The 27,000-nt window shown below is 42.6% G+C and carries 24 protein-coding genes and 1 tRNA gene; 13 read left to right on the forward strand and 12 right to left on the reverse strand.

All coding sequences use genetic code 11. The annotated features are described in order from the left end of the window. Positions 1-43: 43 nt before the first annotated feature. Both AAEY93_RS06840 and AAEY93_RS06845 read right to left on the reverse strand, forming a co-directional pair. Positions 44-742, reverse strand: coding sequence for a hypothetical protein (locus AAEY93_RS06840; protein WP_101032930.1), 699 nt, complete (start codon positions 740-742; stop codon positions 44-46). A 1,122-nt stretch (positions 743-1,864) separates the two neighbouring features. Further along, positions 1,865-1,949 (reverse strand) — tRNA-Leu (locus AAEY93_RS06845). Positions 1,950-2,423: 474 nt separating this feature from the next. Here AAEY93_RS06845 and AAEY93_RS06850 point away from each other — a divergent pair. Next, positions 2,424-2,555, forward strand: coding sequence for a DUF3149 domain-containing protein (locus tag AAEY93_RS06850; RefSeq protein ID WP_124014266.1), 132 nt, complete (start codon positions 2,424-2,426; stop codon positions 2,553-2,555). A 188-nt stretch (positions 2,556-2,743) separates the two neighbouring features. Here the strand turns inward: AAEY93_RS06850 and AAEY93_RS06855 are convergent, their stop codons facing one another. Beyond that, entirely contained in the window at positions 2,744-3,325 is a 582-nt protein-coding gene (locus AAEY93_RS06855; protein ID WP_372491511.1) for a superinfection exclusion B family protein, read from the reverse strand. A 526-nt stretch (positions 3,326-3,851) separates the two neighbouring features. Here AAEY93_RS06855 and AAEY93_RS06860 point away from each other — a divergent pair. Beyond that, on the forward strand, positions 3,852-4,088 hold the full coding sequence (locus AAEY93_RS06860; protein ID WP_351075636.1) for a hypothetical protein: 237 nt from the start codon (positions 3,852-3,854) through the stop codon (positions 4,086-4,088). Between the two features lie 364 nt (positions 4,089-4,452). On the opposite strand, the gene tcdA is transcribed toward AAEY93_RS06860, so the two are convergent. After that, positions 4,453-5,256: a tRNA cyclic N6-threonylcarbamoyladenosine(37) synthase TcdA gene (tcdA, locus tag AAEY93_RS06865; protein WP_198554758.1), complete on the reverse strand. Its 804-nt coding sequence runs from the start codon at positions 5,254-5,256 to the stop codon at positions 4,453-4,455. A 605-nt stretch (positions 5,257-5,861) separates the two neighbouring features. Between tcdA and AAEY93_RS06870 the strand changes: the two genes are divergently transcribed. Continuing rightward, the gene (locus AAEY93_RS06870) at positions 5,862-6,914 is read left to right on the forward strand and encodes a porin (protein WP_101034755.1); all 1,053 of its coding nucleotides are present in this window, start codon (positions 5,862-5,864) and stop codon (positions 6,912-6,914) included. Positions 6,915-7,084: 170 nt separating this feature from the next. On the opposite strand, the gene AAEY93_RS06875 is transcribed toward AAEY93_RS06870, so the two are convergent. From AAEY93_RS06875 to AAEY93_RS06890, 4 genes are read right to left on the reverse strand one after another with little or no spacing between them, the layout of a single operon-like run. Next, complete coding sequence (locus AAEY93_RS06875) at positions 7,085-7,402, reverse strand: putative quinol monooxygenase (RefSeq protein ID WP_101032933.1); 318 nt, start codon at positions 7,400-7,402, stop codon at positions 7,085-7,087. Between the two features lie 14 nt (positions 7,403-7,416). After that, positions 7,417-7,875: a GNAT family N-acetyltransferase gene (locus AAEY93_RS06880; RefSeq protein ID WP_124014249.1), complete on the reverse strand. Its 459-nt coding sequence runs from the start codon at positions 7,873-7,875 to the stop codon at positions 7,417-7,419. A gap of 59 nt (positions 7,876-7,934) precedes the next feature. Next, a complete protein-coding gene (locus AAEY93_RS06885; protein WP_351075641.1) occupies positions 7,935-9,566 on the reverse strand; it encodes a DHA2 family efflux MFS transporter permease subunit in 1,632 nt (543 codons plus the stop codon). A gap of 1 nt (position 9,567) precedes the next feature. Continuing rightward, positions 9,568-10,662 (reverse strand): HlyD family secretion protein, encoded by a 1,095-nt coding sequence (locus AAEY93_RS06890; protein ID WP_351075644.1) that lies wholly within the window; start codon positions 10,660-10,662, stop codon positions 9,568-9,570. Positions 10,663-10,758: 96 nt separating this feature from the next. On the opposite strand from AAEY93_RS06890, the gene AAEY93_RS06895 reads away from it, so the two are divergent. Both AAEY93_RS06895 and AAEY93_RS06900 read left to right on the forward strand, forming a co-directional pair. Continuing rightward, on the forward strand, positions 10,759-11,697 hold the full coding sequence (locus tag AAEY93_RS06895) for a LysR family transcriptional regulator (protein WP_124014246.1): 939 nt from the start codon (positions 10,759-10,761) through the stop codon (positions 11,695-11,697). A 267-nt stretch (positions 11,698-11,964) separates the two neighbouring features. Next, the gene (locus AAEY93_RS06900) at positions 11,965-12,087 is read left to right on the forward strand and encodes a hypothetical protein (protein WP_267898631.1); all 123 of its coding nucleotides are present in this window, start codon (positions 11,965-11,967) and stop codon (positions 12,085-12,087) included. 480 nt (positions 12,088-12,567) lie between these two features. On the opposite strand, the gene AAEY93_RS06905 is transcribed toward AAEY93_RS06900, so the two are convergent. Together AAEY93_RS06905 and zntR are read right to left on the reverse strand one after the other, a co-directional pair. Continuing rightward, entirely contained in the window at positions 12,568-14,064 is a 1,497-nt protein-coding gene (locus AAEY93_RS06905) for an SO_0444 family Cu/Zn efflux transporter (protein WP_124014245.1), read from the reverse strand. A 2-nt stretch (positions 14,065-14,066) separates the two neighbouring features. After that, positions 14,067-14,528 (reverse strand): Zn(2+)-responsive transcriptional regulator, encoded by a 462-nt coding sequence (gene zntR / locus AAEY93_RS06910; protein WP_101034756.1) that lies wholly within the window; start codon positions 14,526-14,528, stop codon positions 14,067-14,069. Positions 14,529-14,836: 308 nt separating this feature from the next. Here zntR and purH point away from each other — a divergent pair, with 308 nt between their 5' ends. The 4 genes from purH (at position 14,837) to nhaC (ending at position 20,937) form a co-directional block, all read left to right on the forward strand. Then, positions 14,837-16,426 carry a bifunctional phosphoribosylaminoimidazolecarboxamide formyltransferase/IMP cyclohydrolase gene (gene purH / locus AAEY93_RS06915; protein WP_124014244.1) on the forward strand — a complete coding sequence of 530 codons (1,590 nt, stop codon included), beginning with the start codon at positions 14,837-14,839 and terminating at the stop codon, positions 16,424-16,426. 221 nt (positions 16,427-16,647) lie between these two features. Next, the gene (purD, locus tag AAEY93_RS06920; RefSeq protein WP_101032937.1) at positions 16,648-17,943 is read left to right on the forward strand and encodes a phosphoribosylamine--glycine ligase; all 1,296 of its coding nucleotides are present in this window, start codon (positions 16,648-16,650) and stop codon (positions 17,941-17,943) included. Between the two features lie 381 nt (positions 17,944-18,324). Beyond that, positions 18,325-18,555, forward strand: a complete 231-nt coding sequence (locus AAEY93_RS06925; protein ID WP_124014243.1) for a hypothetical protein — start codon at positions 18,325-18,327, stop codon at positions 18,553-18,555. A gap of 882 nt (positions 18,556-19,437) precedes the next feature. Continuing rightward, on the forward strand, positions 19,438-20,937 hold the full coding sequence (gene nhaC, locus AAEY93_RS06930; protein ID WP_101032939.1) for a Na+/H+ antiporter NhaC: 1,500 nt from the start codon (positions 19,438-19,440) through the stop codon (positions 20,935-20,937). A 53-nt stretch (positions 20,938-20,990) separates the two neighbouring features. Here the strand turns inward: nhaC and AAEY93_RS06935 are convergent, their stop codons facing one another. Both AAEY93_RS06935 and AAEY93_RS06940 read right to left on the reverse strand, forming a co-directional pair. Further along, positions 20,991-22,331, reverse strand: a complete 1,341-nt coding sequence (locus tag AAEY93_RS06935) for an NAD(P)/FAD-dependent oxidoreductase (RefSeq protein WP_124014242.1) — start codon at positions 22,329-22,331, stop codon at positions 20,991-20,993. A 317-nt stretch (positions 22,332-22,648) separates the two neighbouring features. Beyond that, on the reverse strand, positions 22,649-23,200 hold the full coding sequence (locus AAEY93_RS06940; protein ID WP_124014241.1) for a GNAT family N-acetyltransferase: 552 nt from the start codon (positions 23,198-23,200) through the stop codon (positions 22,649-22,651). A 191-nt stretch (positions 23,201-23,391) separates the two neighbouring features. Between AAEY93_RS06940 and AAEY93_RS06945 the strand changes: the two genes are divergently transcribed. The 4 genes from AAEY93_RS06945 to AAEY93_RS06960 all read left to right on the forward strand — a co-directional run bounded on the left by AAEY93_RS06945 (position 23,392) and on the right by AAEY93_RS06960 (position 26,949). Continuing rightward, positions 23,392-24,093, forward strand: a complete 702-nt coding sequence (locus AAEY93_RS06945) for a spondin domain-containing protein (RefSeq protein ID WP_124014240.1) — start codon at positions 23,392-23,394, stop codon at positions 24,091-24,093. An 11-nt stretch (positions 24,094-24,104) separates the two neighbouring features. Further along, on the forward strand, positions 24,105-24,824 hold the full coding sequence (locus AAEY93_RS06950) for a spondin domain-containing protein (RefSeq protein WP_351075654.1): 720 nt from the start codon (positions 24,105-24,107) through the stop codon (positions 24,822-24,824). Positions 24,825-24,934: 110 nt separating this feature from the next. Beyond that, positions 24,935-25,669 carry a response regulator transcription factor gene (locus tag AAEY93_RS06955; RefSeq protein ID WP_124014238.1) on the forward strand — a complete coding sequence of 245 codons (735 nt, stop codon included), beginning with the start codon at positions 24,935-24,937 and terminating at the stop codon, positions 25,667-25,669. Then, positions 25,669-26,949, forward strand: coding sequence for a sensor histidine kinase (locus AAEY93_RS06960; RefSeq protein ID WP_351075657.1), 1,281 nt, complete (start codon positions 25,669-25,671; stop codon positions 26,947-26,949). Before AAEY93_RS06955 ends, AAEY93_RS06960 begins: the two co-directional genes overlap by 1 nt. Positions 26,950-27,000: the final 51 nt, after the last annotated feature.

Here is a 27,000-nt window from a genome sequence, read left to right on the forward strand (position 1 = left end):
CTGGTTTTTTTATTGGCTAAAGCAATAGACTTTATAAGGTTAGTTATTCATTTTCATCCGATTCATCAGCATGAGCTGAGGCTTCAAACTGCTCTACATTCGCAAATTTACCGAACCAAAAATCTGAGCTGATCATCTTAAACTGACGGGATAAGTCTTCACTTGATACTGATTCTAATTGCCACAATATCCCAGGAGCTTCTGGGAAATGGGTACCCGTGATTTGATCTTCATATAATCGATGTAATAGCGCATCGGGAGATAATCCGGATGCCAGAAGACGGACCATAGCAGCATGCAATGACTCATCAAAAATATTCAAATCTTCGGCATCTGTTGCAGTAACATTAACCATAAACTCAACACCAGAAGGCTCGGCAAATACACCATTAAATGCTTCTCTTAATAATGAATAAGCACTAAAAAAACCTTCATGAAGCAAGCAGTCAGAATATTCCTCCCACATTCTGTCACCCATCATGTCATTACTTAACTGATCAATTTTACCTTCAGGCAATTCACTGAATAAATGAGTCAAGACGATTTTAGCGGCTTCATTTGGCTCTAAATCATTTAGAGACATCATGCACATTTCTCTAAGTTCAGTAGCCTCCATTCCTTCTAAATCATCATTTAAGCCCATAATAGCCATCAATTGAAGGTATTCTTCATTTGACCAGGCATTAGGGATCTTATTGATTTTACGAAAAGAACCAATTTGAACATTAAATTGTGCTGGCATGGAAACTCCTTCTTATCAGCGTCAAAAAGTGACGCACATAGGACAAACTAAAGCCCCGCATGTACGATCGCAAGACTGTATGAGGGGGAAAACAACGCACATCAGATCATATGACACCTAAAAACAGATAAAGCACTGATAAAAAAGGGTTTGTTTAAAATATAAAATATCCATAATTATATTAAACTTTGTTTATATGACCTTAGTTTAGCGCATAAATACGACAAATCATTTCTAGGTCATTTCTATTTAGCATGTAAATTGAATTACAAAGAACAGAATTCACCTGTAATGATTTACCATTACAGTCGCGTCTTATAATCAGTCACTCGTGACATTGTTAACTTTATCAGTAATACAACCACGGGCATCATCCCTACGGCATAGAGACGCATACCCTGTAGAGTCGACTTATAGGAGTTTTCAAGATATACCCATATGGGTTCGTACTCTGACGGTGCTTTGGGTGCGGCAAAAAGGGAGCAACATGTAAAAACGACCGACGTTAACATGGTATATTGGGCCATTGATGTGGATCGACTCTTGCTCATTCAAATACTCATGCTTGGTATAGCCCTTTGTCACACCCGGCCTCCAGCTTGTACTTGATAGAAACGCATTACCAGGAACGATTTAAGCAGGTTGGCTAAATACATTATAGTCACGAGGCTGAAATCCCGCCCCATTCTCGCATCTATTAAGGTATCGACACTGGCCAAGTGGTCACGTAACTCATGCTAAAACCGTAATTGATTTCCCAAGCAGCCTACATAGGCTTGCATGTTAATAGTCTAGTTACCAATATAGGTTTTTTCAACGATCCTACCAAGCGTCACTTCAGGCTCAAAACGATCGACATAGTATATGGAGATGCCACCGTATCATCTTGTTTTTTAATTTACTTAAAGCGATTACCATTTACATCATAACTAAACAAACTACTGAGACTATTACGCGCAACACTTGGCCGTTTACCTTGGTATTTATAGCTTAACGTAACCCCATCATCTGTTAGCGTCAATGGTAGAAGAAAATAGTGTTTACAAGGATATTAGTCATAAAATCAATAAATTAAGAGCATTAAAAAGCCCCGTTCAATTAAGAACGGGGCTTTTTAAATAATGGTACCTGAGGTCGGACTCGAACCGACACGCCGCGAAGCAGGGGATTTTGAATCCCCCATGTATACCAATTTCATCACTCAGGCAAAGATTTTAAGCTATTTTAGCTTTGCAAAGTAATCTGATTAGTCCAAATATCTTTGCAAAACAATTTTAGTGAATTGACTCTTTATGACCAACACTCAAGTATTATACTTACTCAAATATCGATACTCAATGCGATTATATTTATCTGAGTATAGCCATGTCTTTAGGCTGCTACTGAGTTACTGTGCAACTCAAACCACGTATCAACAAAGTTTGTCACAATTAAGTGTTGGCGATTATACCTTTGCATTTAATAATCGCAAGCCCTTTACCTATTCTTTTCTATAAAAAACACTCAACTGCTCAAAAGTCATTCATAGTCCTAACTGAGATGAAATAGAGGTGTTTTGTGAGTTAAGAAGCAATTTTACAAAAAAATAACATCACGACGACTAAAAATTGATCAAGATCAGTATTGCGGTGTAATTTTGACTTTATGATGATCATGATTTCACATTCCGAGGATAAATATCATGGCATTTTGGTTAGATTTAATGTTTGGTAACGCTATAGGATTTCTTTCTATGATGGTGATCTTCTGTACCTTCGGAATAATGTCTTATCTAATGTGGATGTTTGTTGTGAAGTCTGCACCGACTAAGTGAGTAGCTTACTAGGCTAAGTTTTTTACTGCTTATTATTCATAATCATTATGGATACTTCCTTGCGAATGATAAATTGGCGACAAAACACATGAAGTGTTTTTATGCCAGATTGGGGGCTTTATAGGCCCCCATTTTTTTATCCACTCAGACCGACTTCTAACCGCAACTAACCACAACTAACCACGATATTAGGCTGCATGCTTGCGCGATTGAACCAAGCCATTAATAAAATGTGGTCGCGTTTTGATCAGATAATTCATTTCATCTGCACTCGGCTCACCAGCAGGTAAACGTAATACATCACGATTTAAATAATTACGTGCTTGCATAGAAATTTTGTATTCCGCCGTTGGGCCTTGTATAGCATAGTGACGTTCATTGCCTAGCATTTCGAGTATGCTAGTGTTAACTAAATTTTTAACCGCCAACTCATTTTGCGGCAAGGTTAAAATAGTCTGCCCTTGTAAAAAAAATTCACGTAGCAAGGCTCTTTCTGCAGGATCAAGTAGTTTTACTTTTACTTCAATAGTCTCTACTGTACGTTTTTGACGTAAATATACGATGGACTCATCGACAACAAAGGCAAAAATTTGGCTTAAAAAATAGGCCACACCAATAATTAAGCCTAAGCCAATAAACTGACCATATTCGCTAACGAGTTTGTCTAACGATAAACTCGCCAATAAATATTTAGGCGCAAACAGTAAGCTGGTGCAGGTTACGATAATCCAAGACATTACACTTACGAACAAACGTTTACTGTTCAACATCTTAATTGTTCCTGTTTTCATTTTCATCAGTGATCACCCGCAGTGTCATATTTTTGAACTTATAGAGTTAAAGCAAAATATATGCCATAAATTAGTAGGTAGCCTGGTATTTATGTATGTTTTCCACACTAGATTTGGCCTATCCGACTACGCTTTGAGTAAAAGTATCCCATTGAAATTAACACCATCGAAATTCACTGTAAAATCAGTATTTTGGCAGGTAAATCATCTCCATGATTTTTCATATTGAAGAAAATAGACTGATCGTTATACGATAATGAAGACAAAGCTCTATGACGCGAAAATTAACGCTTTCTATCGTATATTGAGTTGTTTTATGACTATGGTGACAACGGCTTATTAGCTCGGGAGTGATGAGTAAAGTGACCTAGGCGGAATGGACCGGGAGTTTTGGATATAGAAGTAGTACATATAGACCTGCTAGTAGTCGGTATATATGTCATTGATGAACGTTTTTATCAACACCCAACGCCATAGATTAAGCCAATAAGCACACATAACCTACATGTCTATCCGTGATGATAGTAATCAAGAATGGCACTTTGATGAATATAAGAAAACGGCCATCATCGAGAGGCCATTGCCCTCAATTTATACCAATAATGAAAATATTCCTGTTGCAACGCTCATCGAACAAGCCGATCTCAATGTCATTTACGATCATTTGGAGAATAAAGCACGCAAACACTCTTTTTACTCTTCGTTATTCTACTCTTCGTCATTCAATATCTGCCATTACTGACGCCCTAATTTGGCCTAAACGATAGTGATATTTCTACCACTATATGTCGAAGTAACCATAAATGTTGATCAGGGGTTACCGTTATACCCGTTTGCTCACCCAAGCGATCAGTAACCTTATATCAATGTGTATTCTCGTGCTGTTAAACATGCTGCGCACGCGAAAACTCACATTAATGTGGTGACTGAACCCGATAGTATTCATCTGAAAATTTAAACGTAATAGCGCCGTCATTGCCAATGATATCGCCAAAGATATTTTTGAACACATCTTCACTGCCGCTTGGCGGACTAATGTTGGTGGTTAGCGACCTACTGATATTGGTAGAAACTGAAATAGAAGCCTTAAAGGTTTAATAAGCATATTAAGCGGACTTAGCGGCTAATTTAGTCAGCACACGACTAACAGCAACAAAGGCAAACGTTCCCGTTACCATGGTTATGGCGCCAAAACCAGAAGCGCAGTCCATTCGCATACTGCCTTCGGCATTTGCCTTAGTATTGCAAACCGTACCATCAGCTTGGGGATAGACTAAATGTTGGCTCGAAAATACCGCATCAACAGCAAAACGACGTTGGAGGTTTTTAGTAAAATTATAATCTCGGCGTAACAAATTACGCACTTTGGCCAATAAAGGGTCTTGTACTGTCTTAGCGAGATCGGTCACTTGTATGAGCGTCGGATCCGTTTGTCCACCCGCCCCACCGATGGTCACTAAAGGTATTTTATTGCGCTTACACCAAGCAATTAAACCTGCTTTGGGTTTGACGGCATCAATACAGTCAACCACATAATCAATATTGCCCTCTTGTGAGGCGGGCTTAAAATACTCAGCGAGATTTTCTAAACTAATAAAGTCTTCTACTTCATTAACCACACACTCTGGGTTAATTTCACGAATGCGCTTTGCCATAACCTCAACCTTTGACTGGCCAATAGTCGAGGTTAATGCGTGTATTTGACGGTTGGTATTAGTGACACAAATATCATCTAAATCAATGAGGGTGATCTGTCCTATACCACTTCTTGCTAACGCTTCTGCGACCCAGGTTCCGACACCACCGATACCCACAACGACTACATGAGCTTTCGAAAAAGTCGTCAGTGCTGCTTGGCCATATAAACGGCCGACACCCGCAAAACGATGAGTATAAGATTCTGACAACATGAGTTACGCCCTAATTAACAACTATTTTTCGCGGCCAATTTTATACGATTTATCCTCAAAGCTAAATGCTTGTCACGATTAGCTCAATATTAATCTTGTTATTGTCAGTTTGGGCTCCATGAAGAACACCAAATAGTCACATTTTTGAATAATCGATATTGATGATAAAAAATGATTAACTAAAATCTCCAAGTAAAAATCATTTATCAAAAAAAGTTTTAAACCCGTTCAATTAATGATCCGATTAAAATCAATATGTAAAATTTATGATTAAATATTCATAATATGTAAATTAATACGCCAAAAAATTACACTCTCGCAACCTTTGCGGTTGAGCGACAGCCTGTTTATAACCCAATAGAAAATCTCTTAAAGATCTAGATTAAAACAATTCAGTGACTTACATATACCAATGCCCGTGGTGGTCACAGATTTACATACCTATTTTCATCTGGTGCCAGTTTTTTGATCCAGGCCACACTTTGAAAGGAGTAAATCTGAAAAAATGTGCCCCAGATTGTTACAGAGTATAATCTGCAACAAACTTCACTAACTAAAACCATGAAAAATGGATATAGAACATAACGTTCTAGGGAGCATGAATGATGAAAAAGACTTTAATCTCTGCATCGGTAGCATCTGTACTTACATTAGTTTCTTTCGCTACACTTGCTGAAGGCCCAAGTTTCTATGGTCGTTTAGATTTGGCTGTGAGCAACTCTGATCAAGGCGCGACAACTCAAAACACTAAAGAAGGCACTGTATTAGAAAGCAACTTTTCTAACTTAGGTGTTAAAGGTAGTGAGCGCATCAATAACGATATTGAATTGTTATACAAAATGGAATTCCAAGTTGAAAACACTACTCAAACTAAAGACAAGAGTGGTGATAATGTTGTATTTAAAGCGCGTAATACCTATTTAGGTCTTAAAACTAATGCTGGTACAGTGTTAGTCGGCCGTAACGACACCGTATTCAAACAGATTGAAGGTGGTTTCGATGCATTTGGTAACACAAATGCCGATATTGATCGCATGATTGACGATCAAGATCGTGTCGCCGATGCTATTTGGTATTATTCTCCAATGATCGGTGGTTTAGTCACATTAAATGCAACCTATTTAATGGAAGACAACTACACCGATGACGCCGGTAAAGATTCTTATGATGACCAGTATGCATTGAGTGCTACTGTTGGTGATAAGAAATTCAAAGCACACCATTTCTACTTAGCTGCTGGGTATAACACGATTAACGGAACTGATTCTTACCGTGGTGTGGCCCAAGTTAAATTAGGCGACTTTAAAGTTGGTGGTTTATTTCAAAATACAGAAAGCCAAACAAATGACCAAGAAGGTGATTCATTCTTAGTTAATGTCTCTTACAACCTAAACGGCGTAAATCTAAAAGCTGAATACGGTCAAGACGATGCAGGTTATGGTAAATACTTCAAAAACAGCGTTTCTAATGCTGGATCGGTTACTGGCACTGACATTAATGTAACCCAAATAACTGTGGGTGCAGATTATCGTGTATCTAAGTCAACTTTGCTTTATGGTCACTATGCAATGTATGAAGGCGATCATAAAGTTGCCTTAGCAAAAATTGATTTAGAAGATGACAACATCTTTACTGTTGGCGTACGTTACGACTTCTAATCATTCTGGTACTAGCTTCGGCTTAACACCTAAATGAGTTAAAAAATGCCAGTCTGTGAAGACTGGCATTTTTGTGTATGCAATATTGGTGTTTGCAATACCGTTTTGGCAATCTCAACTGATTGTCGATGTTAAACGGGGATAATAAACTGCGCAGTAAAAGAGTCCGGTTAAGCGATCACTTGATTAAACACTTCAACATGATGTGACTCAACCAGTTCTGGCATTACATGGTGAAAATAATGTTGAATAGCCTCTTTGGCGCAATGTTGATCAAATGCTGCACGATCAACAAACTTTTCAACAAAGGCGACTTTATTGTCGTCATCAATACTGACATTCAGTTCATAACGAATACAGCCTACCTCACGTCGAGTATCAGGCACTAAACTCGCCAATGCCGCCACTAAGGCGTCACGTTTGCCCGCTTTAGCCACAAATTGGGCCACACAAACAATTTGCTGGGTGTTAATTGCGTAATCTGACATTATTTTTCCTTACATTAATAAATTAATAACATATCAAGATGCTCAATGCCGTCTTCAAGGTACACATCTGAATTCACAACAAAACCATGTTGTTGATAAAAATGACGTAAATAATCTTGCGCCCCAATCTGGATATTGTCATTGGGCCAATGTTGTTTTGCAATGGCAATAGCAGCTTGCATTAATTGATTAGCGGCGCCATGGCCTCGTGCCGATTTAGCGACAGCAACACGGCCGATACTGGCCTGAGGATAACTGATGCTAGGCGCTAACACGCGGCTATAAGCCACTATATTGCCGAGTTCATCTTGCCCCAGTAAGTGCCTTGTTTGCGGATGTTTATCTTTACCGTCTAACTCAGGATAAGGGCAATTTTGTTCCACCACAAACACATCGACTCGTAATTGTAATAAGCCGTAAAGCTGTTCAAGCGTCAATTCAGAAAAACCAAGGTCTAACCATTCTAATGTCATCACAAACCTTATTTATCTCTGCTCTACTCTCGTCATACTCGCACGCCATATTAGCATGATTAATGCACCTCGCTGGGCTCATCTGACTGGCTTTTTTCTGGTGGTTTACGGATAAATAGTACGGCTAATACGGCGATAAAAAGAAAACATGCCATAATAAAAAACACATCATTATAGGCTTGAATATACGCTTGTTGTGACATGTTTTTAGCAAGCAAAGCATAAGCCTGTGAATTAGCGCTCACCACATCAGACCCCGCCGTTTGCAGTATCGAACTGGTATGGGCTATATAGTTATAGGCTTGCGCGCTGACGGCAGGTAACGTCTCTTTAATATGCGCTAAATGAACCCTTGCGAGGTTATCGGTTAAGGTTGCTACCAACGCAATACCAAACGCCCCGCCTAAGTTACGCATCACATTGAGCACCGTCGATGCCGAGGCATTTTCATGTGCTTGAAGATGCATTGTCGCCAAAATACTAATAGGTACCAAAATAAACGGTTGGCCTATAGCTCGCACTATTTGCGAGGCAATCATCTGATCGCCAGCATAATCAATAGTCATATGGCTATTCATATAATAACTGGTCGCAAATAAAGCAAACCCAAACGCCGCTAAATAACGCGGATCAAATTTTTGCATTAATTTTGGCACTAATGGCAGCACCAACAGCTGTGGGAAGCCCATCCACATAATCACTTCACCTATTTCTAACGGGGTGTAATCATGAATTTGTGATAGATACAGGGGGATCATGTAAATCGCCCCAAATAGCGCCATACCCAGTAAAAAGTACGCCACAGTCGATAAGGCAAAGTCTCGCTGAGCAAGAAGACGAATATTAACTAATGGTTGCGCTTTACGCAGCTGGATCCAAATAAATAAACTGATATTAACCGCTGCAATAATAGCGAGATTACGAATAAGATCAGATCCAAACCAGTCTTTACGATTGCCTTCTTCTAAAACAACTTCTAGGCAGCCCATACCCAATGCCATGGTCACAATGCCAGCATAATCTGCGTTTTTTAACTTATCCCAAATAATCGGTTTTCGCTCTAAACCATAAGCTAACATCGCCATCACTAATAAACCTGGCGGGACATTGATATAGAATAAATAATGCCAGCTAAATTGTTCAGTTAACCAACCACCCAACGTCGGCCCGATGGAGGGCGCAAATGTGGCTGTCACCCCAAATAGCGCCATGCCTATAGCACGCTTATTATCGGGTAAATACTCAAGAATGAGTCGAAATGCTAACGGAATTAATGCCCCGCCAAAAAAGCCCTGTAAAGCGCGAAAAGCAATCATAGCTTCGAGGTTCCAAGAGAAGGAACATAATATAGAAGCGACAATAAACGCAGCGGTAGTCCACAGTAAATAGCGACGAGTCGATAACCCAGTGCTCAGCCAACCCGACAGCGGAATGGCGATCATCTCCGCCACTAAATAAGCGGTAGCAATCCAGCTACCTTCCTCTAAAGTGGCCCCTAAACTGCCTTGAATTTCTTTCATCGACGCATTGGTGATTTGAATATCCAAAATCGCCATAAATGCGCCAATTAATCCACCAGCAACGGCCACCCAAGATCGCAAACTACCACGCTGATAACCTATCGGTTTGTTATCCACTGTACTCACAGGACTGACTTCAGAAGTATTGACCTCAAAAGCTGATTGGCTCATATCAATGCCCTGCAGTCGCAGATATAGCTTGGCCAACCAGCGCCTTAGCAAGTGCATGTGATTGTGCTGCAGACTCTGTATCGACTTCAACCACCGCACTCAAACCAGGTAGAATACGCCCTATAGCGAATGACGGTTGATCATGCTCAAGACGAATGCGCACCGAAATACGCTGGACAATCTTAGTAAAATTACCGGTAGCATTTTCAGTGGGTAACAAGCTAAATTTAGAACCCGATGCGGGTGCCAAACTGTCGATGAATCCGCTGAACTCATCATCAGGATAGGCATCTAAACTTACCTTAACGGTTTGTCCTGCTTGCATGTGCTCAATTTGAGTTTCTTTAAAGTTAGCCGTTATCCATACTTGGGTATCTGGCACTAAGCTAAACAATGCTTGACCAGGCTGAACATACTGACCGACCATTGCACCGCGCTTACCTATAATCCCTGAAAATGGCGCAGTAACGCGCGTATCGACCAGTTGAATATTAGCTAACTCGACACTGGCCATAGCCTGTTCTACATCCGCTTGCACTTGCAATAACTGAGCATTCAACACCGATAACTCACGTTGTTTAGCGACTAACGCAGCTTGCGCTTCATCAACATGCGCCGATGCAGAGTCGAAACCCGCCTGCAGTTGGTCAACATCATTTTGTGAACTGTAATTACTGACTTTTAATTTCTGTGAACGTTGTAATTGTTGCTGGGCAATTAATTGCTCAGATTGTGAGGCCACTACAGCAGCCTTAGCTTGATTAATTAACGCTTGCTGCAAGTCAACTTTCGCCGCTAAGGTTTGTAGGTTAGCTTGCGAGCTGGCTAACACCGCCTTACCTTGGGCTAGCTTGGCCACAAATTGGCTGTCTTCAAGTTGAGCCAGTAGCTCACCTTTGCTGACATGTTGATTGTCAACCACCGCAGACTGGACAATATAACCTGGCACTTTGACACTAATATTAGAAATATCCGCCTCAACATAGGCATTATCCGTTGACTCGATAAATCGAACTTGTAACCACCAATAAACACCTGCGACAACTAACACAGCGATAATACTTGGCACTAACACTAACCGCTTATTGATAGACATGTTTGACTCCTAATTTATTCTGCTCTAGTTTACTACTGTTTCCTTTAGTTTATTAGATAGTAAAAATTCAACCCACTGTTTCACAGGTGTAACAATATGGACCTCAATCGCGTTCAAATTTTCTCCCAAGTAGTAGAACAAGGCAGTTTTACCGGTGCAGCCAAAGCCCTGGGAATAACCAAAGCCACTGTGAGTCGCAAGGTTGCTGAACTTGAAGTTGATGCCGGGGTGCAACTACTGTTTCGCACCACAAGATCATTAAAACTGACTGAAGCAGGTTCGAGTTATTACCATCGCATCAGTAAAATTCTGCAAGATTTACAAAATGCCGAAGATCTCCTCAGCGCCAGCCAGCAAGAGATTAAAGGCAACTTAAAAGTGATTTGCCCTATCGAGCTCGGTCAATTATATCTAGGTCGTATTCTTGCGCAGTTTCTGGCGACTTATCCTAGTATCACCATTGATGCAGAACTCACTAATCGGAAAGTGGATGTGATAGAAGAAGGCGTCGATTTTCTCTTTCAAATTACCGAACAGCACGACCCTAAGCTGCAAAGTTACGCACTCGTCACCGCCAGTAGACTCTTAATGGCAAGCCCAAATTATCTCAAGCGTCATGGCACACCACAACAACCGCAAGATTTAATGAACCACACCGCGATTAAATTACAGTCTGCCCACATTGATGGTAGTTGGCGGATTTTTGATGGTAACCAATGGGTCGAACTCGATCCTCCAGCACAGCTAAAGGTTAATAATGTCACCTTTGCCCGCGAAGCGGCAATTGAAGGCTTAGGGATCACTGCAGTGCCGGTTTTTATTGCGCAAGAAGCCATCGATAGTCAACAACTGATCCCGATATTAGAAGATTTCCCGATGATGCAAACCAAGGTCACACTCAGCTTCCCACAGCGTGTTTATCTGCCGCGTAAATACCGCGTTTTCGTTGAATTTTTATATGCGGCCTTATTTGAACGCTGGGGTGAGGGTGTACTTGAAATTCCCGATTTTGTCCTGCAAAACAATCATAATTAAAGATGGCATTTTTAGCACAAAATAATCTATAGGATATATAGCTATTTTTAACTGGCTAGGTGCTAATATCAACTTACTAGGTGATTAATTTCGATTATAGAGGTAAGTTCTTTCACACAATTATTTGCAATATCAATGTTAAGTTTGGTTCAGTAAATTGTTAAAAGGCTAAGTGAGTATCTGGTGACTGATTAATAGGCACATTCGATACTGGCACAGAAATTACTATTTATTAGTCACGCATGATGCGTACTAGGAGTCATACCAATGAGCAAAGAACGTAATAATTCAAAAGAAGCGAAGAAAAAACCGGCATTGTCATTAAAAGAAAAACGCGCGGTTAAGCACGCTAAAAATGAACCTGAAAATTTTGCCAGTAAAATCAAATAACCTGTAACTGGTTTTACGTGTAAATAGCGGTTGTTACAGGCTATTTTGCGAGTCGCTTTTTTATAATCCCTATTTGCTTATAAAAAGCTTCATGTACAAATATTATCAGCAACATAAAAATACCGAACCAATGGCTCGGTATTTTTGTTAGTAGCTTATGTTAGTAGCTTATTTCACCGACATTAACACTTGTACTTCACTGCCACTTTAAACTGCCAAACAGATTTGTTGATGTCATAAGTATGGAAACTATAGGTCTCGATACTATCTTGCCCAAATGGAATAGAATAAATCCCTCCCCCCTTCGTAGCATGGTCGCATCGTAGTCATTAGCCACTACCTGAGCGCTGTTAAATCGTCGAGATTCAATTCCCCCCACATTGTTAGGTTAAGGTTCGCTCACTAAAAAAGCCAGTGACGTTATCACTGGCTTTCTGATTTTGGTTAACTCATGTTGGCAAACCGATTGAGATTAACTGATTATGAACAACAGCTTTTCTCTTTATTGCCTTTAGGGATCTTATCCCACAACACTTTTGCCATTAACACCGCAAGTACAATCCCAGCCACAGCGACAACACCTTCTGGTAATAAAGCGTGTTCTTCACCAATTTGCGGCATAACTTCAAAGCCAAAGGTGGCAACAAGATAATTAACGAGTACTCCAAATACCAAAGAGACGCCAATCACCCCGCCTAAATAGCCAAATAATGCCCGTTTACCTAACTCCTTGGTTACCACACCTAAGGTCGCAATATTAGTTGCCGGCCCTGCCATCATAAACACCAATACGGCACCTGGAGACACCCCTGCTAATAGTAGACCAGCAGCAATAGGTGTTGAGGCGGTGGCGCAGATATACATTGGGATCGACACTAATACCATCACTAGCATGGCTAAAATACCATCGCCCCATTTAACTAAAAAGTCAGCAGGCACGTAAGTCTGTACTAGCGCCGCAAAAAATAATCCCACCAGTAACCACAAGGTAGTGTCTCTGACTAAATCGGTGGCCGCATAATGCAGCCCAGACAAGACTCGACTGAACACGCTATTTTGCTTCAACTGCGTTGCTATGTCTTGAGTCGATGCGCAGCAGCTGGCTTCATCGGCGCTTTCGCTAGGTGGTTGGCTTGCTGTTGATGCGCAACAACTGCTTGCTGGTGCAGTGTCAACTTGTGACACGGTTTTACTACTGCAACAGCTTGATTTAATAGTTTCAACACTCGGTTCAGCTTTTTGTTTAGTGCTGCAACACGTTCCAGCAGGTTTAGGTTCTGCGGCCTGGTCAGCGGCTTTACTACCGCAACAACTACTTTGCTTTGCTCCTGTCACATTGCCAGCAAGTGGACGAGCTGGCGCCATTGGAGTCAAGAGCGACTTTGGCATAACTGCTTCGGATTTAATCGCAGTCATTTTTACACTGGCATTTTGCATTGTGCTAGTGGTTGTTTTAGATGGTGATGTTGATTCAGATGTAGTTGGTGATTTAGATCCACAGCATGACGAAACAGGCTTGGCACTAGCAGGTGAATCATTGGATGCTGTTCCGTTAGATGAAGCTGACGCGGCAATACCATCATCGTCATCACGACCCACTAATAAACCGGCCACAATTGCACTGGTAATGGCTGCAATAGGTCGCACAATGGCCATAAAAGGCCCAAGTAGCACATAAGATACGGTTATCGAATCAACCCCGGTTTCTGGGGTTGACACTAAAAAAGAGGTGGTCGCGGCTTTTGAAGCGCCAGAACGACGCAAACCCACCGCTGCGGGAATGACGCCACACGAACACAAAGGTAAAGGCGCACCTAATAATGCTGCTTTTACAACGGTTTTAATCCCGTGTCCACCAAGTTGCTTTTGCATCCATGCCATTGGCACAAATACCTTTAACAACCCAGCAAGCACCAAACCAAGTAACAACCAAGGCGCTGATTCTAAAAATAAGTGGATAAAATTGGTCAATAACATTGTTAATCCTTACGACCTGATTGGGCAAAGTGATGATGTTCTTTTTCAGCAATAATGTCTTTATCAGAGGACTCTAACGCTTCGAGTATTGAGCAATGTTCGGCACTATCATGGCCACCACAGCAAGTATTTGATAAACTTTTTAGTGAGGTTGCAAAATGCTGTAACTCGGCTAATTTGGCTTCCACTTGCTCAAGCTTGGTATCCACTAAGCCTTTAACATCAGCACAAGCGCGGTTGGTTTTATCGACTTCGATAGACAATAATTCTGCAATGTCATTGAGCGAAAAACCGACGGCTTTGGCTCGTAAAATAAATTTAAGTTGCTCGGAATCGCTATGGTTATACAATCGATATCCAGCATCAGACCGGCTTGATGGCGACAGCAAACCGTGCTTTTCGTAAAACCGTAATGTGTCAGCCTTAATGTCATACAAGGCAGAAAGTTCGCCTATTCGATACATAATATGTTCAGCCATTGATTGCATAATTAACGTAAGTATAAACCTTAGAGTTTAATCCAAGGTCAAGGGTTTTTGAATGATTATTCTTACGTATCTTTGTTCTTATTTCAATATTGTGAAATTACACAGAAAAAACACCTAATAGAAGCTCTTTACGATAAAATACGCCCGCCTGATCACGATACAGATAACCTAGAAGGTGTAACCACAATAAGAATTCACGGTGAGGGACTTTGGTAAAGCAGACTTTTTGATGATTCTATTTTACGAAAGATCCTTTAAATCAAACTAGTGGACCCTGTACCTAAATGAATAATGTCAGACCAATTCGTCGCGCGCTATTAAGCGTATCAGATAAAACTGGGATCCTTGAGTTTGCACAAGCGCTGCATGCACAAGGTGTTGAACTCCTGTCTACGGGTGGTACTGCAAAATTACTTGCGGCCAATAACATTCCGGTCATTGAAGTTTCTGACTACACAGGTCACCCAGAAATTATGGATGGTCGTGTTAAAACACTGCACCCAAAAATTCACGGCGGCATTTTAGCCCGTCGCGGCATTGACGAAATCGTCATGGAACAAAACGCTATTAAGCCTATTGATTTAGTTGTGGTTAACTTATACCCATTCGCAGAAACCGTTGATAAGCCAGGTTGCACCTTAGCGGACGCGGTCGAAAACATCGACATTGGCGGCCCAACAATGGTTCGCTCAACCGCTAAAAACCACAAAGACACCACCATAGTGGTCAATGCCAAAGATTACCCCCGTGTGATCACTGAAATGCAAGCTAACAATGGCAGCACAACATTAGCAACGCGTTTTGACTTAGCCATTGCCGCCTTTGAACACACCGCCGCTTATGACGGTATGATAGCCAATTACTTCGGCACTATGGTTCCCGCACACAGCACCGATGAATGCCATGATGATTCAACGTTTCCACGCACGTTTAATTCTCAGTTTGTTAAGAAGCAAGACTTACGCTACGGTGAAAATAGTCACCAGAAAGCAGCTTTTTATGTAAACACCAATATAGATGAAGCCTCTGTTGCTAGCGCAATTCAGTTACAAGGCAAGGCACTGTCTTACAATAATATTGCTGACACAGATTCTGCCCTTGAATGCGTAAAAGAGTTTGAAGGCCCTGCGTGCGTTATCGTTAAACATGCTAACCCTTGTGGTGTAGCATTAGGTGCTAACCTGTTAGAAGCCTATAATCGTGCATTTAAAACCGACCCAACCTCAGCGTTTGGTGGCATCATCGCCTTTAACCAAGAATTAGACGCAGACACAGCGCAAGCCATTGTTGACCGTCAGTTTGTTGAAGTGATCATCGCCCCTAAAGTGAGCCAAGCCGCGCGCGACATCATTGCCGCTAAAGCTAATGTGCGATTACTTGAATGTGGCCAGTGGAATACTAAGACAACCAGCTTAGACTACAAGCGCGTTAACGGTGGATTGTTAGTGCAAGACCGCGACCAAGGCATGGTGAACTTAGCCGACGTTAAAGTGGTGTCTAAGCGTCAACCGACTGCAAGCGAACTAAAAGACTTAATGTTCTGCTGGAAAGTGGCCAAGTTTGTTAAATCTAACGCCATTGTTTACGCCAAAGACGGTATGACCATAGGTGTGGGCGCAGGCCAAATGAGCCGCGTTTACTCAGCCAAAATAGCGGGTATTAAAGCCGCAGATGAAGGCCTAGTGGTTGAAAATTCAGTAATGGCATCTGATGCCTTCTTCCCCTTCCGTGATGGTATCGATGCAGCCGCGGCTGCAGGTATTAGCTGTATCATCCAACCAGGTGGCTCAATTCGTGATGAAGAAATCATCGCTGCTGCCGACGAGCATGGTATGGCGATGGTATTGACTGGCATGCGTCACTTCCGTCATTAATAAACTCTGATATCAAATATGGGTATCGCTTTTCTATCGTGCTTTTAGCTAAATGATGTTTGCCAACGATATGACAAGCGATACTGTTTACATTTTGTGTTAAACGAATGAGAGCATAGCCATTTTTTCTGGTTCAATGAAAGCACATGCAGCTTATCAGTATAGGTGAGCATGCTTGAAGCAGAAATTGACACAATAACGCAGCGATAAAAGGATTAAAAATGAGAGTACTTGTTATTGGCGGCGGCGGACGTGAACATGCGTTGGCGTGGAAAGCAGCCCAATCAGCACAAGTTGACACTGTATTTGTTGCTCCAGGTAATGCCGGCACAGCCTTAGAACCCAAATTAGAAAACCTTGCCATTGATGTTGAGCAAATTGACGAATTGGTTGCATTTGCCAAAGACAATGCCATTGCGATTACGATTGTCGGCCCTGAAGTGCCATTAGCGTTAGGCGTAGTCGATGCCTTTAATGCGGCTGGTTTAGCTATTTTTGGTCCAACAAAAGGCGCGGCGCAGCTTGAATCTTCAAAAGCGTTCACTAAAGATTTTTTAGCTCGTCATCATATTCCAACGGCAGCGTATTCAAACTTCACTGATATTGCGCCAGCAAAAGCTTACGTTACTGAACTCACGACTAAAACCGGTTTTCCTATCGTCATTAAAGCCGACGGTTTAGCGGCTGGTAAAGGGGTGATCATCGCAGCTGACCAAACCCAAGCCAATGAAGCCATTGACGATATGCTTGCGGGCAATAAGTTTGGTGATGCCGGTTCACGCGTAGTGATTGAAGAGTTTTTATCCGGCGAAGAAGCCAGTTTTATCGTCATGGTAGACGGCAAAAACATTCTTGCTATGGCCACCAGCCAAGACCATAAAGCCCGCGATAATGCTGACCAAGGCCCGAATACTGGCGGAATGGGCGCATACTCTCCCGCGCCTGTCGTCACCCAAGCCGTTCACGATTGGACTATCGCCAATGTTATCCGCCCAACGATAGACGGTATGGCAGCAGAAGGTAACGTTTACACCGGTTTCTTATACGCTGGGCTGATGATTTCGCCTGATGGTAGCGCTAAAGTACTTGAATATAACTGCCGCTTTGGTGACCCAGAAACCCAACCGATCATGATGCGTTTACAGTCTGATATTGTTGAGCTTTGCTTAGCCGCGACCCGTGGTGAATTAGACCAAGTCACCGCAGAGTTTGACCCTCGCGCTGCAGTTGGTGTCGTCATGGCAGCCGGTGGTTATCCTGACGCTTATAACAAAGGCGATGTGATTGACGGGTTAACCCTTGGCGATACTCACGCTAAAGTATTCCATGCTGGTACTCGCATCAAAGATGGCCATGTTGTCACTAACGGTGGCCGCGTTTTATGTGCCACCGCATTAGGAAACACAGTGACAGAAGCGCAACAAGCGGCTTATGCGTTAGTCGATACCATCCATTGGGATGATGTGTACTTTCGCACCGATATTGCCTATCGCGCAATCGCACGTGAAAACGCATAAACTGATAAGCGCTCATCTGCAATACCCCAAATCAGCCCTGTGAACAACGCAGGGTTTTTTATTGCATGTCCCATAAATGAGTCATCAATACAAAGTGGTGAATACTTTCAAATCAAGGCTTATTAATCTCAACAGGGATAAGAGAAGCGGCAATCGATTCCATTAACGCCAACGCGTAAACTGATTGAGTTTTGTCTGATACCAAATAACGTGCCGTTATAATTATAGATGCTTCATTAGTATTCAATAATCAATTATTTTGTGATACGCATCACAAAAATACCTTCATCCATGGCGCATCCTATAATCTATAGTCACTGCGATCAAATATGATGGTTGAGACTAACATGATGTAAAAATTGATTATTTTTGGAGGATAAAATGAAATACTCTACCAGCGACCTGATTTATGAAGGTGAAAAGTCAGGGGTTCATAATTGGAACACGGTATCAGGTACCTCTTTCTATTGGCATCCTGATTGGTTACATATCGCAGAAGATATGACCGGCCATAATGCTATGGCTCATATTACCCCAAGCAAAGATAAAGCTGATAAGTCAGATGCGGAAAACGCTATTGTAAAACACTTAAATAATACCACGCCAAAGTAAGCACTCTGCGGGAGCCTTGCTGTTATAAACCTTGGTATAGACCTAAAACATCAAGGATCTCGCGAGCATCAGTTTTAATCTGAATAATCCTATGTTCAATTCTCAGGAATTCTTTAGCCAAAAAGATAATCAAGCCCATCGCCTTCAAGCCTAGTTTTATTACCTTGTCTCTTGTCTCTTGTCTCTTGTCTCTTGTCTATAATCATACACATCAAGATCAAGCATTTGACCTTGATATATCTTTTCTACCAATCCGTTGGCAACGGGCCTGTGCGGTCTATTTTTTTGCGATCTTGGCGGTCAACTATCATGCTTACTTTGTTTTTATTCATTTGCCTATAGGCTTAAAAAGCGGGTAACGCTATAGCAGGTGTCATAAACCCTCATCATCAATAACTTTTCAACGATATAACTTAAATGACAGTATGGAAAAACTAGCAGACTTAGTCTCAACTTGATGATGGTATTGTAACAAGGGGATGGTGATAGAAAGGAGCTTGAGTGACCCAATAGGCCAACAAATGTCAGTCGATAATGATTTTTTCTGTTGAGATAATCACAGAAATAACATCAAAAAATGCAGTAAAGATAAAAGTAGATGTTAGTATCACCAGACAACAAACTCAAATACTTATGCAAACCCTAGCAGCCAATTAGCATATTTAGCCACATAAAGTAATTAACCAAGCACATCGCTCAATAATGGCAACAATATCTCTGGCAAAAAAATATTACTCAAGCCTAATAATCTTCGACTTGTGGCGGGTTTTTATGTCAGGATATAACCTTGTTACAAATAAGTTGCTAACTTATTACAATAACACTTAGCCAGCTCACACGAATGAGATATTGGTCAAAAATAATAACAACAAAGGAAGTAATATGTCTCAAGCGGCGCCATCTAACCCGTCTCCTCCCGAGCACAAGCAACCCAGCTTGCTTGATGCTCTTATCCCCGTTTTTTCCCTTATTATTATGCTTGCAGCGGCGGTTTATCTATTTTCGTCAGACAGCTCATCTGGCGCGAACCAAATCGCATTAGTGTTAGCGGCGTGTATTGCGATGATTATCGGTTATAAAAATGGTTATAGCTGGAACCAAATGGAACGCGGTATCGTCAAAAGTATTGGGGTTGCCACTGGCGCATTATTAATTTTATTTAGTGTGGGTTCACTGATTGGTACGTGGATTTTAGCCGGTACAGTGCCGACGATGATTTATTACGGTATGCAAATTCTTAACCCAGACTATTTTTATGCTGCTTGCTGCTTATTATGCGCCGTTGTCGCACTTAGTATTGGTAGCTCTTGGACGGTGGCCGGTACATTGGGTATTGCCTTAGTGGGTATTTCCTCTGCCATGGGGTTAGACGTCAATATCACCGCGGGCGCTATCATCAGTGGCGCTTATTTTGGTGACAAAATGTCGCCAATGTCTGATACCACCAACCTTGCACCCGCAGTCGCGGGCACTGATATTTTTAGCCATATCCGCCACATGACCTGGACCACGGTACCGAGCATTATTATTGCCCTCATTGGATTTATCTTTTTAGGTCTTACCGCAGACGCTGCGCCCATTGAAAATCAACTCGTAGATACTTTGGCTTTATTGGATAAGACCTACAATCCAGGAATACATTTGCTGATCCCGTTGTTAGTGGTGTTGTACTTAGCTAACCGCAGAATGCCAGCATTCCCAACGGTAATACTAGGCACCTTGGCTGGCGCAGTTTGCGCGGCATTATTTCAGTTTGATAACGTCATTGATTTTGTCCATGACGACACCCTATTGCCGATGGTGGCGTTGGTAAAAGGCTTATGGATTGCCATGTTTGACGGTTATGTGGCCAATACCGGTGATGAAGTATTAGATAATTTATTAAGCCGCGGCGGCATGAGCAGCATGGTGACCACTGTGTGGCTAATTCTTTGTGCAATGGCCTTTGGCGGCGTGATGGAAGTCACTGGGTTATTAAACCGTATTTTAGAAAGTATTCTTACCGTGGTGACAGGGACCACCAGCTTGATCATTACCACCCTTGGGGTATGTATTGGCGCTAATATTATTACTGCCGATCAATATATTGCCATCGTGCTGCCCGGTAGAATGCTAAAAGTAGAGTACACTCGCCGTAAGTTGGCGGCGGTTAATTTAAGCCGCACCTTAGAAGACTCAGCCACAGTGACTAGTCCACTGGTTCCGTGGAATACCTGTGGTGCCTTTATGGCCAGTACGCTTGGCGTCGCTACAATAGCTTACCTGCCGTACGCCTTCTTTAACTTAGTCTGTCCTCTTATCAGTGCCTCTTATGCCTATTTTAATTTTAAAATTGAGCCATTAGACGAAACTAGGATCAGCACTGGCGAAGTAGTCGGTTAACTAAAAAGTAGTCGGTTAACTAAGAAGTGGTCGGTTAACTAAGAAGTGGTCGGTTAACCAAAGCGGTCTTTTAACCAACCATAATGATAGTAACCCCATTGCCCAAGGCGCCTTGCTTGGGTAAAGGGAAATTGGGGTAGCGGTTGTTGATATAAAGGCAGGTTAGGTAAGGTTTCACCGGCAATACTTTGCGCTAAACGAAACGCCGCTTGGCTACTAAAAGACACTCCAGCACCGCAATATCCTAAGCTATAACCCACGCCCCCTTTGCTGTACACATGAGGCATATCATCCATTGCCGCAGCAATCCATCCGGTCCAGTTATAGGCAATCGCTTTACTCGTTAAGCTGGGGAAACACTTATTTAACGCCATCTTTAAGCGCTCAGCGTAAATAGGCTTATCTGCATCTTTACCCCATACCGCGCCGCGACCACCAAACAACAAGCGGTTGTCGGGTAATAATCGGTAATAGTATTTTAAAATGCGGGTATCCATGGTCACCTGATGAGTATGCAAACCGGCTGCCACGCTTTCTTGCTCACTCAATGGTTCAGTTACAATGACATTGCTTAATATCGGTAAAAACTTATCGTCTACACCTTGATTAAAACGTTTGGGGGTATAAGCGTTACCCGCCATAATCACCTTGTTGGCAGTCAGCTCGCCTTTATCGGTGATTAAACGGTGCTTGCCGCCCTCCTCAATCCAATCTACTACACACGATTGCTCAGAAATCGTCACGCCTTGGTTTTGTACCATCGACTTATAACCCAGTAGTAATTTAAGCGGATTTAAGCCAAAGCCATCTTTTAAGCGCAGAGCACCATAGGCTTGATGATGATCTAAATACTGCGCCCGAAAGTCTTGGCTTGAGATAAATTCAGCACCTGAGTCTTGGCTGTCGGCTAAATGTTGTTGAATATAGTTAGCGGCGTTTTGCAGTGACACCAGCGCCTTGGGATTATGCGCCACTTTTAAATATCCCGTTTCTTGAGGCTCACAGGCGATATTATGTTGTTTGATTAACCCATCAACTCGGGCGACCGCTTGGGTGAATTCATCAAAAATACCTTTGGTGGTGGCTAAGTCCCAGCGCTGAGTCATGGCCGCATAACCTAAACGACCCGAACCTTTTAACACAAAACCGGCATTGCGAGCGCTAGCACCAAACCCCACCTGATTAGCCTCTAACACCTGACAATCAATATTAAACTCGGTGGCTAAATAGTATGCGGTTAACAAGCCGGTGTAGCCACCGCCGACAATAGCCACATCGGTTTGTTGGCGGCCAGACAATGCAGCTGTTGGTGCGGGTAATGCTTGGGTGCTCGCCCAATAGCTAGGAGCAAACGTTTGATTGTTGGGATGGGTGTTAATCAGCGGATCGTACATATTCATCTTCTTGTTATTATTGATTATTAGGGTCTGTTGATCTTTCAAGGTTGGTTTTGCAGCGAATTGTTGTTCATTTGTACAAGGCAGAGACTTTGTGGTGTAGTTATTCTACACAAAAAGTCGATAACGCAGTAAAAATGACCAACAAACGCTGCCCGTAGGGTTCGGCTAAAAACATTTTACTCTTTGTTGAGTCACTCTTCGTTAAGTAAAAGTAGCTTAGATTGCTAGGCAGCAATCCACTCGCCTCGATTAAAACGTTTTTATCTCGAACAAAATTCAACCAGCAAAGATCAACAGACCCTAGAATGTCGTTAAAAAACCAGTAGCATTTCACAGGCAACACAGTGGCAATCTTCACCACACAATACACAGATATAATCTTCGCCCATATAACGTTGATGCCAGCGCTGTGGGTGTTGCGCAATTAACTGCCCGCCCGCCTTAGTAAAATAGCGTACCGCGGCATTGTTAGGGCTTTGCTGCCATAAATGGCTCACGCCAGCCTTAGCACCCTGAGCAATAACTGCCGCTTTAGACGCCGCTAATAATTTACCACCAAGCCCTTGGCCTCGGCCAGATTCAGCAATAGTGTTTGATTTGAAATAACACACATCGTCAAAATCAACACCCCACTTATCCACCGAACACCATTGGTCTTGCGGCCATTGTCCTGCAGCATAGGTTAACCGAAAGCCGATAAGTTGCTCATTTTCAAGCGCGACAAAATTGGCATTAATGCCATTTTTAATGCCTTTGTGATAAATAGCTGTCAGTTCAGCGATATCCATATAACCACTGCCGTGAACTATTTCCCCCAAGGCTATCACTGCATCAAAGTCGGCGGCAGTCAGTTGTCTAATCATTGTTAACCTATTTTCTTCAGCTGTTAACGCCACGCTTAACATTAGTGGATATGAGCTATTGTTGGTTTTAGCACACCATATCACACGTCATTATCGGTAAGTTAACGATGTTAACCTTTTGTGATAATTTGGCGATAAGTAGGTGAGATCCTTTGTTCATACTGGTTGCAATTAAACAAAGGAGCTCGGTTATGAAACGTACACTAGTGACTGCAAGTCTTATGGCTGCTGGATTATTCAGCCTACCCACGTTCGCTGCTGACATTGAAGTTAGCGTGACAAACTTAACTCACGGAAATCACTTCACCCCACTGTTAATTGCAGCCCACGACGCTGACAGCCATTTGTTTCAAGTCGGTACCCAAGCCTCTGCAGCATTACAAAAAATGGCTGAAGGCGGTGATATTGGCGACTTAGATGCTGCTGTAACCGGTAATGCAGGTGTGACATCAGCTAACCCGGCAATGGGTTTGCTTGCTGCTGGCGCCAATGTCAGTGACGTAATGCTTGATACTGGCGACAACACCCATTTATCTATCGTAGCCATGGTGTTGCCCACTAACGATGCCTTTATGGGCTTAGATGCTTGGGAAATCCCTACCGAAGCGGGTACGTACACTATGTATGTCAATGCTTATGATGCGGGCACAGAAGCCAATGATGAAATCATTAATGGCGGCGGCATGTCAGGCGTACCGGGTATTCCTGCGGCACCTAGTGGTGACGGTGGAGCCAATGGCACTGGCGTGATGGACAATTCTGACAACATCAATGTGCATACTCACCCTGGCATTTTAGGTGACATGGACCCTGCTGGCGGTATGAGTGACCTAGACAGTCGCGTTCATCGCTGGTTGAACCCTGTAGCCAAAGTTGTGGTGACAGTAAAATAAGGAGGTAGCCCATGAAACGCACTGACTTTACACTTAAGCCCAGCTTAATCGCCATGCTGGCTGCTGCAACACTGCTTACTGCCTGTGGTGATGACGATGATGATACTGTTGTTGTCACCCCGCCAGCTCCAGTGATGCAAACCTTCACTGTGACCGTGACTAACCTGACGGCTAACCAACCAATGTCGCCGGTTATTCTGGCCTCTCATGCTAGTGATGCCATGTTATGGAACGCCGGTGAAATGGCTAGCGAAGCACTCGAGAAAATGGCTGAAGCTGGTGATACTGCCGACATAGCTGCACTAAGCGTGATCGAAAGCAGCGTTAACGGCACCGGTTTATTAATGCCTGGCATGTCAGAAACGCTGACGCTGACTTTAGATGAAGCCGACGTAGCGAGCATTAGTTTGGCCACCATGTTGGTTAACACTAACGATGCCTTTACCGGTATTAATAATTACACCATTGCCGGTATGGAAGTGGATGCAACAACCGCGATGAAGTTTATGGCTTATGATGCTGGCACTGAAGCCAACAGTGAAGCCAAAGGCACTATGCCAGGTCCTGCTGATGGCGGCGAAGGTTTTAACGCCAGCCGTGATGATGTCGACTTTGTCCATATTCATCCTGGTGTTATTTCAATGTACGATGGCTTAGCCGATTCAGTACTGGGGGCATCGCATCGTTTTGATAACCCGGTATTAGCCGTCACCATTATGCGTACTGAATAATCTTAATCGGTCGTATCGACTGAATGAATTTCAACCACATTGAAATTTATTCTCCTCAAAGCGGGTCTAAGTATTAATGCAATTACTGGATTTGCTTTGAGGAAGTCACCATGAATGGAACCGCGAAACATAATGGCCATGTTTGTCCGCAACATATTTTGTTAGTAGAAGACGAACAAGACTTGGCTAAGTTAATCATACTTAACCTCAAAACACTCAACTACAGCGTCGATCACGCCACCACCTTGAAGCAAGCCATGCACATTATCGAACATAAAAAACTCGACCTCATTTTAATGGATCGCATGCTCCCCGATGGTGATGGCATTATATTGTGTGAGCAACTACGCCAAGCCGGTAAGGAAGTCCCGTTGATGCTATTAACCGCCAAAGATTCAGAAGCAGATGTGGTACTGGGCCTTGAAGCAGGAGCAGATGATTACCTGGTCAAACCCTTTAGCGTATTAGAGCTGCGGGCACGGGTAAAAGCACTATTAAGACGCGGTAAAGCCCAACATGAACAAACCCAACAAATTGAATTTAACAGTGTAACCATTAACGCCAGTACCCGTGAAGTCACCGCGTTTAATAAAGCATTAACCCTCACCGCCCGCGAGTTTGATTTACTGCTTTTTTTAGCCAAACACCCGCAACAAGTCTTTAGCCGCATGCAATTGTTAGAAGCGGTATGGGGTTATCACTACGACGGCTATGAGCACACAGTAAACAGCCATATTAATCGCTTACGCAATAAGCTTTCTGTGTGCTCACCTGAACATGATCTCGTCAAAACAGTGTGGGGCGTAGGCTACAAATTTTCACCACCAGAGGTGCAAGCCCACTAATGAATCGTTTATTTAATCGATTGTTTTTAGCATCAACGATAATAGTGTTATTACTGTTTGTAGCGTTATGGCAATGGTTGCAACTTAACCATGAATTTAACCGTAACCAAATTCAGCAATCACTGCATCTACAACTTGCTGAACACATGGCACACATCAACCCTTTACTATCACAAGGGATAACGTCAGACGCCGCGCTTAAAGAAGCCTTTCATGATTTTATGCTGTTAGGTCCAAGCTTTGAAATTTACACCTTAGACCCAGATGGCAAAGTGATAGCCTATGACGCCAAAGAAGAAAAAATTAAAATTCACCGGGTCGATACTGCAATCATTCAACAGTTTTTAAATGGCGACAACCTGCCAGTACTTGGCACAGATCCGCGCAGCGAAGATACCCACAAGATTTTTTCCGCCAGTAAACTCATCACCGAAGATGGACTGCACAGTGGTTATTTGTATGTCATCATTGGCGGTGAAGATTATGACAGTTGGCAAACACTCATAAATGCCGAAAACCAACCTAAAATCTGGGGCGCCACTATTGGATTTTGGATCATTTTTGCTTTAGTGCTATTTGTAATTTTACTGCGCTATTTTACCCGCCCAATCCAAAAACTCGCTCAAGACTTAACAGAACTTAAAAACACCCCGATGTCAGACAAACTGATACTCCCCCAGCGCTATCGTGGCAGCTTAGAAATAAGCCTGCTGAGCCATCATATCAATCATTTATTGCAAGAAATCCAATTGCAACAACAGCAAGTTAAACGCCAACAACAGGCCAAACACGACTTTTTACTGCATTTGTCACATGACTTAAAAACCCCGCTTACTGCACTATTAGGCTATATCGATACTTGGTTAATATTGCCCGAAAACGAACGTGACCAAGCACTGATCCAATACGCGGCAAACTCAGGCCAAACCTTACAGCAGCTACTGGCTCAACTGTTAGAATTAGCCGCCCTCGAAAATGGCCAAATCGATGCGCAACTGCAACAAGTCAACTTAAGTGAACTGCTTTGCGATATTGAACAAACCTTTACCCCACGAGCGAAAAAACTCGGGGTTCAGTTAGATTTTGACATCAACCATGCCAGCCAAATCTATACCGACCCTGCACTGATGCGCCGCATACTCAACAACTTGGTCGATAACGCCCTGCGTTACACTCCCGCAGGCGGCAAGATACAAATCATCAATGCGCTCCACAACGGCCAACAATGGTTAACCGTGCGCGACACAGCCCCCTGTGTCAGGATTGTTGTCACCCCTTAAAATCATCCAATAATTAAATAGAGGGGGCGGTCAATGAGAGCTCAATGGCAC

It is taken from the genome of Shewanella sp. CAL98-MNA-CIBAN-0140, from assembly GCF_040309905.1.
GTDB classification, from domain to species: Bacteria; Pseudomonadota; Gammaproteobacteria; order Enterobacterales; family Shewanellaceae; genus Shewanella; species Shewanella psychromarinicola.

Coding starts and splice junctions, on each gene's coding strand:
- AAEY93_RS06840 (WP_101032930.1), bottom strand. CDS start 742: ATGCCAGCACAATTTAATGTTCAAATTGGTTCTTTTCGTAAAATCAAT.
- AAEY93_RS06850 (WP_124014266.1), top strand. CDS start 2,424: ATGGCATTTTGGTTAGATTTAATGTTTGGTAACGCTATAGGATTTCTT.
- AAEY93_RS06855 (WP_372491511.1), bottom strand. CDS start 3,325: ATGTTGAACAGTAAACGTTTGTTCGTAAGTGTAATGTCTTGGATTATC.
- AAEY93_RS06860 (WP_351075636.1), top strand. CDS start 3,852: ATGTCTATCCGTGATGATAGTAATCAAGAATGGCACTTTGATGAATAT.
- tcdA (WP_198554758.1), bottom strand. CDS start 5,256: ATGTTGTCAGAATCTTATACTCATCGTTTTGCGGGTGTCGGCCGTTTA.
- AAEY93_RS06870 (WP_101034755.1), top strand. CDS start 5,862: ATGAAAAAGACTTTAATCTCTGCATCGGTAGCATCTGTACTTACATTA.
- AAEY93_RS06875 (WP_101032933.1), bottom strand. CDS start 7,402: ATGTCAGATTACGCAATTAACACCCAGCAAATTGTTTGTGTGGCCCAA.
- AAEY93_RS06880 (WP_124014249.1), bottom strand. CDS start 7,875: ATGACATTAGAATGGTTAGACCTTGGTTTTTCTGAATTGACGCTTGAA.
- AAEY93_RS06885 (WP_351075641.1), bottom strand. CDS start 9,566: ATGAGCCAATCAGCTTTTGAGGTCAATACTTCTGAAGTCAGTCCTGTG.
- AAEY93_RS06890 (WP_351075644.1), bottom strand. CDS start 10,662: ATGTCTATCAATAAGCGGTTAGTGTTAGTGCCAAGTATTATCGCTGTG.
- AAEY93_RS06895 (WP_124014246.1), top strand. CDS start 10,759: ATGGACCTCAATCGCGTTCAAATTTTCTCCCAAGTAGTAGAACAAGGC.
- AAEY93_RS06900 (WP_267898631.1), top strand. CDS start 11,965: ATGAGCAAAGAACGTAATAATTCAAAAGAAGCGAAGAAAAAACCGGCA.
- AAEY93_RS06905 (WP_124014245.1), bottom strand. CDS start 14,064: ATGTTATTGACCAATTTTATCCACTTATTTTTAGAATCAGCGCCTTGG.
- zntR (WP_101034756.1), bottom strand. CDS start 14,528: ATGTATCGAATAGGCGAACTTTCTGCCTTGTATGACATTAAGGCTGAC.
- purH (WP_124014244.1), top strand. CDS start 14,837: ATGAATAATGTCAGACCAATTCGTCGCGCGCTATTAAGCGTATCAGAT.
- purD (WP_101032937.1), top strand. CDS start 16,648: ATGAGAGTACTTGTTATTGGCGGCGGCGGACGTGAACATGCGTTGGCG.
- AAEY93_RS06925 (WP_124014243.1), top strand. CDS start 18,325: ATGAAATACTCTACCAGCGACCTGATTTATGAAGGTGAAAAGTCAGGG.
- nhaC (WP_101032939.1), top strand. CDS start 19,438: ATGTCTCAAGCGGCGCCATCTAACCCGTCTCCTCCCGAGCACAAGCAA.
- AAEY93_RS06935 (WP_124014242.1), bottom strand. CDS start 22,331: ATGTACGATCCGCTGATTAACACCCATCCCAACAATCAAACGTTTGCT.
- AAEY93_RS06940 (WP_124014241.1), bottom strand. CDS start 23,200: ATGATTAGACAACTGACTGCCGCCGACTTTGATGCAGTGATAGCCTTG.
- AAEY93_RS06945 (WP_124014240.1), top strand. CDS start 23,392: ATGAAACGTACACTAGTGACTGCAAGTCTTATGGCTGCTGGATTATTC.
- AAEY93_RS06950 (WP_351075654.1), top strand. CDS start 24,105: ATGAAACGCACTGACTTTACACTTAAGCCCAGCTTAATCGCCATGCTG.
- AAEY93_RS06955 (WP_124014238.1), top strand. CDS start 24,935: ATGAATGGAACCGCGAAACATAATGGCCATGTTTGTCCGCAACATATT.
- AAEY93_RS06960 (WP_351075657.1), top strand. CDS start 25,669: ATGAATCGTTTATTTAATCGATTGTTTTTAGCATCAACGATAATAGTG.